Annotated in this window: 8 protein-coding genes; 5 read left to right on the top strand and 3 right to left on the bottom strand. The window is 68.2% G+C overall.

Annotation, left to right across the window (positions count from 1 at the left end; translation table 11 throughout):
* The first annotated feature begins 34 nt into the window (after positions 1-34).
* From ACH4PY_RS04510 to ACH4PY_RS04495, 4 genes are all read left to right on the top strand, one after another.
* A complete protein-coding gene (locus ACH4PY_RS04510; protein ID WP_398175784.1) occupies positions 35-2,977 on the top strand; it encodes a helicase-related protein in 2,943 nt (980 codons plus the stop codon).
* On the top strand, positions 2,977-7,149 hold the full coding sequence (locus ACH4PY_RS04505) for an Eco57I restriction-modification methylase domain-containing protein (RefSeq protein WP_398175782.1): 4,173 nt from the start codon (positions 2,977-2,979) through the stop codon (positions 7,147-7,149). Before ACH4PY_RS04510 ends, ACH4PY_RS04505 begins: the two co-directional genes overlap by 1 nt.
* Positions 7,133-7,837 (top strand): hypothetical protein, encoded by a 705-nt coding sequence (locus ACH4PY_RS04500; RefSeq protein WP_398175780.1) that lies wholly within the window; start codon positions 7,133-7,135, stop codon positions 7,835-7,837. Before ACH4PY_RS04505 ends, ACH4PY_RS04500 begins: the two co-directional genes overlap by 17 nt.
* Positions 7,838-7,952: 115 nt before the next feature.
* Positions 7,953-8,489, top strand: a complete 537-nt coding sequence (locus ACH4PY_RS04495; protein WP_398175778.1) for a hypothetical protein — start codon at positions 7,953-7,955, stop codon at positions 8,487-8,489.
* 155 nt (positions 8,490-8,644) lie between these two features.
* On the opposite strand, the gene ACH4PY_RS04490 is transcribed toward ACH4PY_RS04495, so the two are convergent.
* Both ACH4PY_RS04490 and ACH4PY_RS04485 read right to left on the bottom strand, forming a co-directional pair.
* Positions 8,645-8,836, bottom strand: a complete 192-nt coding sequence (locus ACH4PY_RS04490; protein WP_398175776.1) for a hypothetical protein — start codon at positions 8,834-8,836, stop codon at positions 8,645-8,647.
* A 10-nt stretch (positions 8,837-8,846) separates the two neighbouring features.
* Positions 8,847-9,695 (bottom strand): helix-turn-helix domain-containing protein, encoded by an 849-nt coding sequence (locus ACH4PY_RS04485; RefSeq protein ID WP_398175774.1) that lies wholly within the window; start codon positions 9,693-9,695, stop codon positions 8,847-8,849.
* Between the two features lie 248 nt (positions 9,696-9,943).
* Between ACH4PY_RS04485 and ACH4PY_RS04480 the strand changes: the two genes are divergently transcribed.
* Complete coding sequence (locus ACH4PY_RS04480; RefSeq protein ID WP_398175772.1) at positions 9,944-10,357, top strand: ATP-binding protein; 414 nt, start codon at positions 9,944-9,946, stop codon at positions 10,355-10,357.
* 217 nt (positions 10,358-10,574) lie between these two features.
* On the opposite strand, the gene ACH4PY_RS04475 is transcribed toward ACH4PY_RS04480, so the two are convergent.
* Complete coding sequence (locus tag ACH4PY_RS04475) at positions 10,575-11,825, bottom strand: hypothetical protein (RefSeq protein WP_398175770.1); 1,251 nt, start codon at positions 11,823-11,825, stop codon at positions 10,575-10,577.
* Positions 11,826-12,094: the final 269 nt, after the last annotated feature.

Raw genomic sequence — 12,094 nt, 5'->3', positions numbered from 1 at the left:
GACCCACCAGCACCTCTAGGAACTGAGACACGTCATGAGCCTCACGTACACAGCCGGCTCGCTGGTTGCAGCCCGCGGACGCGAGTGGGTGGTACTGCCCGAGAGCGCCCCCGACATGCTGGTGCTGCGCCCCCTGGGTGGGAGCGAGGACGACATCGCGGCGGTGTTCCCGGCGTTCGAGGAAGTGCGTGCGGCCGAGTTCGCAGCGCCCAGCCCGGACGACCTGGGCGACCAGCGCGCCGCCGGCCTGCTCCGCACAGCGCTGCGCATCGGGTTCCGGTCCGGCGCGGGCCCGTTCCGCTCGCTCGCCTCCATCGCGGTCGAGCCCCGTGCCTACCAACTGGTTCCGCTGCTGATGGCGCTGCGGCAACGCACGGTGCGGCTGCTGATCTCGGACGACGTCGGTATCGGTAAGACGGTCGAGGCGGGTCTGATCGCCAAGGAACTGCTCGCGCAGGGAGAGGCGACCCGGCTCGCGGTGCTGTGCTCCCCCGCCCTGGCCGAACAGTGGCAGAGCGAGCTGCGCGAGAAGTTCGGCATCGACGCCGAACTGGTCCTCGCCTCCACGGTGTCCCGCCTGGAGCGGGGCCTGGAGCTGGGCCAGTCCCTGTTCGACAAGCACCCGTTCACGATCATCTCCACTGACTTCATCAAGTCGACCCGCCACCGTGAGGACTTCGTACGGCACTGCCCCGACCTGGTCATCGTCGACGAGGCCCACACATGCGTGGCCGCTGACGACGCAGCGTCCCCTGGAGCCAACCAGCTGCGTTACGAACTCCTGCGGAGGGTCTCCGCGGACGCCGACCGCCATCTACTGCTGCTGACCGCGACTCCGCACTCGGGCAAGGAGTCAGCGTTCCGCAACCTGCTCGGCCTGGTCCGGCCCGAGCTCGCGACCCAGGATCTGGAGATCCCGGCCGGACGGGCCAGGCTTGCCGAGCATTTCGTGGCCCGCAAGCGCGCCGACGTCCGCGAATACCTCACCAGGGAGGACGGCCTCGCCGACGACTCTCTCGCCGAGCGGACCGCCTTCCCGTCCGACCGCTGGACGAAGGATGAACCGTACAAACTGACCCCTGACTACCGGGCGCTGCTCGACGACGCCATCGCCTACGCGCGCGACCGCGTCCAGGCTGCCGGCGAGCAGGGAGTGCGGGAGGCCCGCATCGCCTGGTGGTCGGTGATCGCGCTGCTGCGCTCGATGGTGTCCTCACCGGCCGCCGCTGCGCAGACGCTGAAGACCCGCTCCGAGTCCGCCGCAGCCCGCACCGCGCGTGAGGCGGACCTGTTGGGTGCGTCAGTGGCCGCCGACTCCACGGACAACGACCGGCTGGAGGGCATGGACGTCGCTCCGGGTGCCGCGGAGACCGAAGAGGCGGGCGCGCGGCTGCTCGAACTCGCCGAGCGGGCGGAGAAGCTCGTCGGTCCGGCCCAGGACGCGAAGCTGAAGGCCCTCACCCGGCATCTGAAGAGCCTGATCGCCGAGGGCTACAACCCGATCGTCTTCTGCCGCTACATCCCCACCGCCGAGTACCTTTCCGAGCAGCTCGACGGCAAGCTCGGCAAGAAGACCAGGGTCGCCGCTGTGACAGGCACCGTCTCCCCTCAGCAGCGGCTGGAGCGCATCGAGCAGCTCGCCGCCGGGTCCGCTGAGGAGGCCGGCGACCCGGCCGCCCGGCGCGTGCTGATCGCCACCGACTGCCTGTCCGAGGGCGTCAACCTCCAGCACCACTTCGACGCCGTCGTCCACTACGACCTGGCATGGAATCCGACCCGCCACGACCAGCGCGAAGGCCGCGTCGACCGCTACGGCCAGAAGCGCGACCAGGTGCGTGTCATCACCATGTTCGGCGAGGACAACGGCATCGACGGCAAGGTCCTTGAGGTGCTGTTCGCCAAGCACCGGCAGATCAAGAAGGACCTGGGCATCTCCGTCTCCGTACCCGACGAGACCGCCTCCGGCGTCACCGACGCCCTCGTGGAATGGCTGCTGCTGCACGGAAGGCAGGGCAGTCAGGACAGTCTGTTCGATCTGGACGGCCACCAGGAGTCATTCGACCGGATCGAGCGCGAGTGGAGCTCGGCTGCCGAGCGGGAGCGGACCTCCCGCTCCAAGTACGCCCAGCGTGCCATCCACCCGGAGGAAGTGGCCCGCGAGGTTGCGGCCGTACGAGCCGCTCTCGGCGGTGCCGAAGAGGTCCGGGACTTCGCTCTGGAGGCGCTGCGGGAACTGGACGCGCTGGTCCGCGCCCCGCGCGACGGGAGTGGCGACTTCACCGCCCAGCCGGGCGGCGCCCCGGCCGGCCTGCGTGACGCGCTTGCCGCCACTCTCGGCGGCCGGCTCGTCGAGGAGGACCGCGAGATCCCGTTCCGCACCACTCCGGCGATCGGTCGCGGCGAGGCCGCCCTGGTCCGCACCGACCCGGCGATCGGTGCCATCGCCGCGTACGTCCTGGACTCGGCGCTGGACGCGAACACGCCCGGCCCCCGCCCCGCCCGCCGCTGCGGTGTGGTGACCACGGACGCGGTCGCCACTCGCACCACGCTCCTGCTGGTCCGCTACCGCTTCCACCTCACCCTGCCGTCGCGTACCGGTGAGCGGCAGGTCGTCGCCGAGGACGCCCGTCTCCTGGCTTACGAGGGCATGCCGTCGCGCGCCCGCTGGCTGGACGACGACGCTGCGACCGCCCTCCTCTCAGCCCGCGCAACGGCCAACACCCACGAGCTGTCGGCCCGTAACCACATCACGCGCGCCCTGGACGGCCTGCCGGACCTGTCCGCCCATCTCACCGAGTACGGCACCGGCCTGGCGGCAGAACTCGACGCCTCCCACCGTCGGGTCCGCAGGGCAGGACAGGAAATCGTCCGCGGCCTGACGGTCGTCCCGCAGGAGCCGGCGGACGTTCTCGGTGTCTACGTCTACCTGCCGCCTGCCGCCCCCGCCGCCTCTACCGTGTCCGGAGCCGAAGCCTGATGCCCGCCGCAACCCATACCGCTCTGGCCTTCACCGCCGTCACCACGGTCGGCGGCCTGCTCCCCTCCGACATGCTGCTGCGCATCTCCGAGGCGCGGAACCTGCCGGGCACCAAGCCCGCCGACTACGGGCTGCCCGCGTCGGTGCCCGTACGAGACGAGGCCGAGCGCGCCTGGGAATACCTCAAGCCTCTCTGGCGCGACCTGCGCGCCGCCCTTCCCTCCGACCCCACGACGGGTGCGCCCGCCGCCGACCCCACCGGCCGGGCCGGCACCGACTGGCTCGCCCAGCTCTTCCGCAAGCTGGACTTCGGCGCGCTCACGGAGGTCGGCCCCGTCGGCATCCCCGCCGATTCCGACCCGGAGAAGCGTTTCCCGGTCTCCCACCGCCACGGCCCGGCCCTAGTGCATCTCCTGCGCTGGAACCAGGAGCTCGACAAGCGCCCGGCCCCCGGCCAGCTCCCGGCGCAGTCCATGCTCCAGGACTGCCTCAACCGCGCCGAGGCCCACCTGTGGGCGGTGCTCACCAACGGCCGCCGCCTGCGGTTGCTGCGGGACTCGTCGTCATTCGCGACCGCCGCGTACGTCGAGTTCGACCTTGAGGCCATCTTCGACGGTGAACTATTCAGCGAGTTCGTGCTGCTGTACTACGTGCTGCACGCGTCCCGGTTCACGGTGCCGGAGGGGGCGGCGGCGTCGGGGTGCTGGTTGGAGAAGTGGCGTACCGAGGCCGTCACTTCGGGCGCCCGTGCCCTGGACCAGCTGCGGCTGGGCGTGCAGAACGCGCTGACCACACTCGGTACCGGTTTCCTGCGCCACCCGGACAACGCCCGGCTGCGCGAGGACACCGACCCGAAGGCCCTCCGGGACGCCCTGCTGCGGCTCGTCTACCGGCTGCTGTTCGTCTTCGTCGCCGAGGACCGGGAGGCGCTGCTCGACCCGGCGGCTGGCGATCGGCAGCGGGAGGCGTACGAACGATACTTCTCCTCCGCCCGGCTGCGTGAGCGTGCCCGGCGCCGTCAAGGCACGGCCCACGGCGACCAGTACGAGGCGCTGCGGATCGTTCTGGATGCCCTCGGCGCCGAGGGCGGCCGCCCCGAATTGGGCCTGCCCGGCCTCGGCGGCCTGTTCTCCCACACGGAGGCGGACGCGCCGCTCGACGGCCTGAAGCTGTCCAACGAGGCGCTGCTGACCGCCGTCCGCCACCTCGCCCAGGTACGTGACCCGGGCGCCCGCCGCTGGCGCTCCGTCGACTACCGCCACCTGGACGCCGAGGAGCTGGGCTCGGTCTACGAGTCCCTGCTGGAGCTGGAGCCCAAGCACTCCGCGACGGACCGCAGCTTCGAACTGATCGAGGTCGCAGGGAACAGCCGCAAGACGACGGGCAGTTACTACACTCCGTCCTCGCTCATCGAATGCCTGCTCGACACGACGCTCGATCCGGTGATAGACGACGCGGTCAAGCGCGGCGAGAAGACCGCCGCCGAAGCCGGCCACGCTGACCCGGCCAACGCCATCGTCTCCGAGCTGCTCTCGCTGACCGTCTGCGACCCGGCGTGTGGCTCCGGCCACTTCCTCGTCGCCTCGGCCCGCCGCATCGCCAAGCGCGTGGCGTCCGTGCGGGAGCGCAACCCCGAGCCGACGGTCGATGCGGTGCGCCATGCGCTTCACGAAGTGGTCGCTCGCTGTATCTACGGGGTAGACCTCAACCCGATGGCGGTGGACCTGGCGAAGGTCTCCCTGTGGCTGGAGGCCCTGGAGCCGGGCAAGGCCCTGGGCTTCCTGGACGCGCATATCCGACACGGCAACGGCCTCATCGGCGCCACGCCGAAGCTCCTCGCCGAAGGGGTGCCGGACGACGCGTTCAAGCCCATCGAGGGCGACGACAAGAAGTACGCGGCTGGGCTGGTCAAGCGGAACAAGTCACAGCGAAGCGGCCAGGACGAGCTAAGTTTCGATGTGAGGAGGTTGCCCAGCAACGAGAAGTACGCCGCCGAACTGACCCGCATCACCGCTGCTCGCGCCGAGCGCCTGGAAGACGTCCACGCCCAGGAGGACGCGTACCGGACGTACGTCGAGTCCACGTTCTACGTCCAGGACCTACACGCGGCCGACGCGTGGTGTGCCGCCTTCGTCTGGCCCAAGCACGAGGGTGCGCCCGAGGCCCCGACCGACCAGGTCTTCCGCGCCTTGCGCTTCCGTGACCAGTCCGCCGTCCCGAACACGACGCACGGTGAGATCCTGCGGCTGCGCGACCAGTACCACTTCTTCCACTGGCACTTGGAGTTCCCGGAGGTCTTCGCGGTCTCGGAATCAGGCGCGGGCATCCAGCCGGGGACGGGCTGGGCCGGCGGGTTCCACGCAGTGGTGGGGAACCCGCCGTGGGAGCACCTTGAACTGAAAGAGCAGGAATTCTTCGCTGCACGATCTCAGCAGATCGCTGAGGCGGCGGGAGCCCGCCGCAAGAAGCTGATCACTCAACTCATCACCGACGACCCAGATCTCTATCGCAGGTACCAGGATGCCAAGCGGGAAATCGATGGCACGCGACACTTCGCAAGCACTTCCGGGCTCTACCCTCTCTGCGGCCGAGGGCGCATCAAGACTGACACCATCTTTGCAGAACAGGACCGCCGCCTGGGTGCACCGCGTGGCCGTATCGGGCTCATCGTCCCGACTGGAATCGCCACCGATGCGACGACGCAGTTCTTCTTCAAAGACCTAGTCGAGCACAAGTCGCTAGCAGCACTCTTCGACTTCGAGAACGCAACACCCCTATTTCCCGGTGTCCATAGGTCGTTCAAATTCTGCGTGCTTTCTTTGACTGGCTCTGAAATCCCTGAACAAGCTGCCCGGTTTGGCTTCTTCCTCCATGATCCCGCAGAACTTACCGACCCTGAGAACACCTTCCCTCTCACTCCGGAAGAGATCACACTCCTCAACCCCAACACCGGAACATGCTCAATTTTCCGCTCGCGCCGAGATGCGGAAATCACACTCGGCATCTACCGCCGTGTCCCCGTTCTGGTCAACGATTCTTACAGAGACAAAGGAAACCCCTGGGGTGTGAGCTTCATGCAGGGTCTGTTCAATATGACCAGCGATTCCCACCTTTTCCGGCCATCCGCCCCGAACGGCGAGACCTTCGACAACCTCCTCAGTGATGGCTGGCAACTCGACGGTAACGCCCTGGTCCGAGAAGGGGAGCGCCTCCTCCCGCTATACGAAGCGAAGATGCTCCACCACTACGACCATCGCTGGGCTACTTACGTCAAGGACGGCTCCGTCAGAGACCTCGGCCTCGCAGAAAAGCAGGACGCCAGCGCAGTTCCCCTGCCCCGCTACTGGGTACCGGAGAATGACATCCCCACGGGAAAATTCGACAAGAACGGTCAGGAGATCAAGGAACCTGGCATCACCTCCCGCCTCGCGGGCAAGGGTTGGCACCGCGACTGGATTCTGGGGTTCCGCAAGATTTGCCGAGCCACGGATGAGCGGACCGCCATCGCATTCGCTTTTCCTCTGGGAGGCCTAGGCGACTCCGGAAATATTTTGATTCCGAGCAAAACAGAGCAGCCAGGGCTCCTCTACAGTCACTGCCTCACCCTGGCCTTGGACTACGTGCTGCGCCAAAAGCTCGGAGGGACGAACCTCAATTTCTTCCAGTTCGAGCAACTTCCTTTCTTGAGCCCGAGCCAGCTCGCTCAACACGCGAATTCGATCGTTCCCCGCCTACTGGAACTCACCTATACGGGGCACGATATGGCTCCCTTCGCTCGTGATCTCGGCGATACCGGTCACCCTTTCCACTGGGATGATGACCGCCGCACAGTCCTCCGCGCCGAGCTTGACGCTCTCTTCTTCCACCTCTACGGGATCGACCGCGACGACGCCTCATACATCCTCGACACGTTCCCGATCGTCAAGCGCAAGGATCAAGAGAAGTACGGCACCTACCGCACCAAGGACCTGATCCTTGCCGAGTACGACCGCATGGGCGCCGCCGGGCTAACGCTGGAGACCCCGCTTACCGAGGGCAAGCCCGGCGGATACCGCTCAACCCTCAATCCGCCTCCCGGCCACGGCCCGCGCCACCCGGCGCCCGAGGGAACCGACGCCCTCAACGCGTTCACGAACCGAGAGGACCAGAACTCCCATGAGCAAGGTCGATGACGCCAAGAGCCTGGTCCAAAGGGGCCTCGACAGGGCGTTGGTCGCCCAGCAGCCGCTGGCGAAGAAGCAAGTCGAGCGCCTGCGTAGAGTCCACTCCGGCGACTCTCCACAGGAGTTGATACGCCGGTTGGACCGCTACTTCCTCGCCAGCATCACCGCATCCGGAGGAGCATCCGGCGCGGCAGCGGTCGTGCCCGGTGCCGGGATACCGACGGCGCTGGCTGATGCCATGCTCTTCACCGAGGCATCGGTGCTGTACACGCTGTCGCTGGCCGAGGTCCATGACCTGCATCCCGAGGACTTCGAGCGACGCAAGCTTCTAGTGCTGACCGTCCTCCTCGGTGACGGAGCGGTTAAGGCTCTGGACAAAGCCGTCGGGCGCACTGGCCCCTACTGGGCACGGCGCATCGTCGGTGCGATTCCCATGAGTGCGATCAAGCGGGTCAACAACGTGCTGGGTGGGCGGTTCATCACCAAATACGGGACCAAGCAGGGTGTACTCGTGCTGGGCAAGCAGGTGCCCCTAGGTATCGGTGCGGCGCTCGGCGCGGGCGGTAACCATGTCATCGGGCGCCTGACGATTAGGTCGGCACGCGCCATCTTCGGACCTCCCCCGTCGAGCTGGGTCGGCGAGGATCACGGGGACGAGGCGCAGCTCGGTCCTGACTCGGGGGATTCGGCGCCGTAACGCCGGCTTGCAGATGGGCGGACCAGGATGCCCCGGCCCGACTGCCCCCGCCCCTGGGTGACCGCCGTACGGGCCGCCGCTCGGGGCGAATCATCGCTCGCGGAAGGAGCGCCTCGTGGTACGTCGCAGCCAGTCCAGCAACCCTCGCTCCGTCGTCGTCCTCACATCGGGGACCGACTGGGGTACCCGGGCTGCCGTGCAACGTCGTGCGAGCGGGGCCGAGTTCCCGATGCCCCGGCGGCAGGTGGCGAAGCTCAACGCGCTACGGCAGACCATGGGGACGATACGCTCGGCGATCAACGCCAGGCGCTGGCATCAGGCGCGTTATTGGCTCAGCCAGGCTCAGGCTCTCGTCAACGCCCTTCCCGCCGACCAGACCAAGCAGGAACGCGAGCAGCTCTCACTGTTGCGGAAGAAGTACGCGGCACGCGGCACGCCAGCCGCCAAAAACGCCGCGAAGGCGAAGGCGAAAGTCGCCCCACGGGCGGGTGGCAGGAAGGCCGCTGCGAAGACCACGCGGAAGAAGACCCAGGCGAAGACCACGCAGACGCCGAAGCCCACCCCCGTCCCCGACCTCGCCGACCGCGGCATCAACCGCGCAGCCCTCGGTTACGCCGCACCCGACGTGGCCCGACGCCCCCGCGAAGGATGAGGCCAGCCCGTTTTCGGGGCGCCACTCGGTGCCCTGCTTCCGGCCTCGGCTTCGCAGCAGTCCGCCCCCTGCCCGTACTTGACGGTACATGGCTACGATCCCGCCTGCCCACCGGCCACCGCTTTCGGGACAACTGGACCATGCGGACGTTGCTACTACAGCAGGTGGTCGGCCTTGCCGGCTTTGATGTCGGTGATGAGGGTGCGGAGGGCTTCCGCGGTGTCGGTGAGGTAATGGTCTTCTTGGCCGTTGACGGCTATGTAGGCGTTGCCGTCGGCGTCGGTGCCGAGGCGGAAGCAGGAGTTGCCTTCGGCGCAGAAGGGGGCTTCCCAGGTGATGTCGGCCATCGAGTGCTCCTCACAGGTGGTGCGCGATGTCGCGGATGAAGTCCCGCGACTCCTCCGGCGACAGTGCCAGGTCTTCCAACCAGTCCAGTTGGGCTCGGTATTTCGCGAGCTGGCCGTCCGCGTACACGAACGCCGGTCCGTGCGAGTTGTCCACCTGCACCGTGTCCAGTTGCGGTACGGAACCTTCAGCGTAGAGGACCGTCTGGCCCGCCCCGGGGAAGCCTCCCTTGTGGAAGGGGACCACCACCACGGTGATGTTGGCCCGCTCCGACATCTCGGTCAGGTACGTCAGCTGCCGCCGGGCGATCTCGCCTGAGCCGAACCGCATCCTGAGGGCTGCCTCGTGCACGATGGCCACGTAATCTGCTGGCTTGTCGCCGAGGATCGACTGCTGGCGTTCTGCACGGTGTGCGAGGCGCAGTCCGATCTCGTGCTCGGGCAGCGGAGGAATGGCGACGCGGAAGATGGCCAGGGCGTGGTCGGAGGTCTGGAGAAGGCCGGGGATGTGCACGGTGTTCCAGACCCGCATGCGCGGGCTGGCCGCCTCCAACTCCGCGATGTCCAGCAGCCCTTGCGGAAGGCTGCCCCGGTAGCGCTCCCACCAGCCTCTGCTGGGGCGCGCCAGTTCGACCAGCGCTTCGATGTACTTCTCGTCGGTGCATTCGCAGTTGCACGCGAGCGTGCGCAGTCTCTCCTCGCTGATGGCACGCTGGCCGGACTCGATGTTCGAGATCTTGCCGCGGTCGACTCCGAGTAGCCCGGCGGCGAATTCCGCGGACATGTCGGCCCCCATGCGCAGCCGCTTCAACTCGTTGCCCAGGCGCTTCTGCCGCTCGCTGGGTGCTGTCCTGGGAGCCATCCCGATCCTTTCGTTGACGTCCCGTCAGTCTGCCCTCCGGCGGGACGTAGCGACGACATGGGGTGAGTTTACGAGATCGGATAGCAATTTTACCCCGTGGTGCCCTACGGTCAGTACAGCGCACTGCTACACACCGCGACGCCGGAAGCGCACCGCGCGAGCATGCCCGTCCGCCCTGGGACGGGTGAGCCCGCGACCAGGGCGGCATGCCACCGGCGGATCCCGAACACCTCACCATGGAGTTCGCCATGCCCGACATCCCCCTCGTGCCCTCCCTGTGGCGCTTCCCTGCGCACCCCGCCTCCGTCGCCCGCGCCCGGCGCGCCGTCGCCGAAGCCCTCCCGCAGCCCTTGCGGCCCCGGCTCGGGGACGACCTCGGCCTGCTCACCAGCGAGTTGCTCACCAACGCCATCCGGTACGGCGCCCGGCCCGAGGAGGACGAGCTGGTCGAGCTCGTCCTGTGGCCCGCCGACGGCCACTACTGGCTCGCCGTCTCCGACCCCGGCAACGGCACACGCACACCCCACCTCACTCACCCCACCCCCGACGCCGAAACCGGCCGCGGCCTCCTCCTCGTCAACCACCTCGCCACCACCTGGACCGTCCGCCCCCGCCCCACCCGCGGCACCTCCGTCATCGCCGGACTCCGCCTCCCCGGCTGAGGAGGGGAGCGGCCCAACGTCCCTGCCCCCGGCCGGACAGGGGTGCGCCACCAACTCGGCCAAGGGCGGGCACTCGTTGGACGCGGGTGAGCGCCGACGACTGGAACCGTCAGCGCGGGACTTGGTCCAGGTCGGTCCGGCGCGGTCGGCGCACCCTCCCCCAAGGCTGCCGGAGATGCTTTCCGGGACCACCGCGGGCTGGGCGCCGGCGCAATGGTCAGCGGGAGCGGCGGCCAGAGATCAAAATATCCCCATCGTCCTCGCGGGTCACAAAGACGCCTACGGTGGGGAGGACGTAGATCGGGATCTGGGTGCCCGCAGGGAGAGCAGCAGTGGTGCCGGTGATCAGTGATACCGAGACAGCGGCGGCCTGGGTGTCGACGTCATCCTCGTCGGTGAAGCCGTAGGCCGTGCCGTCGTCCGATACCGAGGCGAGCAGCAGCTCCTTGGCGTCGCCATCGCCCGCGAAGCAGCGGCCGGTCCCGCGCTGAAGGTCGAAGGCAAGCGGACCGACCACGACGTAGCGGCCGTCGGGTGAGGTGACGACGTTGTACGGTGCCGAGGAGTCACCGCCGGGCGTCAATCTGTCGACCGAGCAGGAAAGGCTCACCCGCACCCGGCCGGTCTCAGCGTCCAGAACGGACCAGATGTGCCCGTGTGGATCGCTGTCGCTCGGGTCGGGCAGTCCTGCGATCAGATTGCCGCCCGGGGCGAGGAGCACCGGAAGGGCCCACGAGCTGTTCCGTGTTCGCGCCTCGGCGCCGTCCACCACCACGTCGCCGCTGAGCCAGCCGCCAGCCAGCGCGAAGGTGCCGCCCACGTCGACTACCGGCCCTTTGCCGGTCGTAGCGACGATATCGCTGCCATAGCAGAGCGTGTCGGCGCACTGGGACAGGAGTTTGTCGGCGTCCCCGTACTGGGTGACATGTCCGGTGGACACATCCACCGACGCACCGTAGGTGGTGGCCGTGATGCCGCCGCCCCAGGTGATGAGCAGTCCGTCGCCGCCGTCCCGCACCTGGAGTTGGTTGCCGGCGTCCTGCACCGGCACGGCGACCGACCGCACGGGTTCGACCCGCCCGCCCTTGGCGGTCGCGGCGTAGACGTCGACCTGCACGACCTCCTTGCCCTTGTGGAGTTCGTCCTTGCCCTCCATTCCGTGCGCCCACGCGACGACGTACTCCGCCCCGCCCTGCGTCACCCTCACCAGGTCGGGGATCTCGACGCTATCGGAGCTCTGGCCGCTGCCGTCGTCCATCGCGATCGGCGGGTTCCAGGGCGCGGACGTCCAACGGACCGCCCCGGACGCCGCGTCGCGCGCCTGCACGGTGTAGCCGTTCTCGGCAGCGGTCATGTAGGCCACGATGCCGGCCTTGGGGGCCTCGGTGAACGGGAGCGTTTTGACCTGCTGCGGTACCCAGTTGAGGGTCTGCTGCCATCCCTTGCCACTGTCGTAGACGGACGGCACCGTCAGCCGGGTGAGTGCGGGCGCGGACGGACTTCTCCGCGAATCAGGGACGGGCGGATGCGGCCCGCCGCCGGACCCGCCGCCGCAGCCCCCAAGGAGAGCACCCGCAGCCGCGGTCGCTACAGCCCATCGTGCAACACGCATGTGGTCTCGCCCCGTTCGCATCCTCGTCCCGTCCCGTCGACACCAGCATCAGCGAATCAGCCGCTGACGTGGCGCGCTGGGAAGGTAGCGTTCCGTGGCCGTTCGCTTATGCGATCGTGACCGTC

The organism is Streptomyces sp. NPDC021224 (assembly GCF_044332905.1).
In the GTDB taxonomy this organism is placed as follows: Bacteria; Actinomycetota; Actinomycetes; order Streptomycetales; family Streptomycetaceae; genus Actinacidiphila.
The sequence above is the reverse complement of the archived record's forward strand: the minus strand, read 5'-3'. Positions and strand labels throughout refer to the sequence as shown.

Bases quoted from the DNA above. Each gene is read 5' to 3' on its own strand.
- ACH4PY_RS04510 (WP_398175784.1), top strand. From the start codon at position 35: ATGAGCCTCACGTACACAGCCGGCTCGCTGGTTGCAGCCCGCGGACGC.
- ACH4PY_RS04505 (WP_398175782.1), top strand. From the start codon at position 2,977: ATGCCCGCCGCAACCCATACCGCTCTGGCCTTCACCGCCGTCACCACG.
- ACH4PY_RS04500 (WP_398175780.1), top strand. From the start codon at position 7,133: ATGAGCAAGGTCGATGACGCCAAGAGCCTGGTCCAAAGGGGCCTCGAC.
- ACH4PY_RS04490 (WP_398175776.1), bottom strand. From the start codon at position 8,836: ATGGCCGACATCACCTGGGAAGCCCCCTTCTGCGCCGAAGGCAACTCC.
- ACH4PY_RS04485 (WP_398175774.1), bottom strand. From the start codon at position 9,695: ATGGCTCCCAGGACAGCACCCAGCGAGCGGCAGAAGCGCCTGGGCAAC.
- ACH4PY_RS04480 (WP_398175772.1), top strand. From the start codon at position 9,944: ATGCCCGACATCCCCCTCGTGCCCTCCCTGTGGCGCTTCCCTGCGCAC.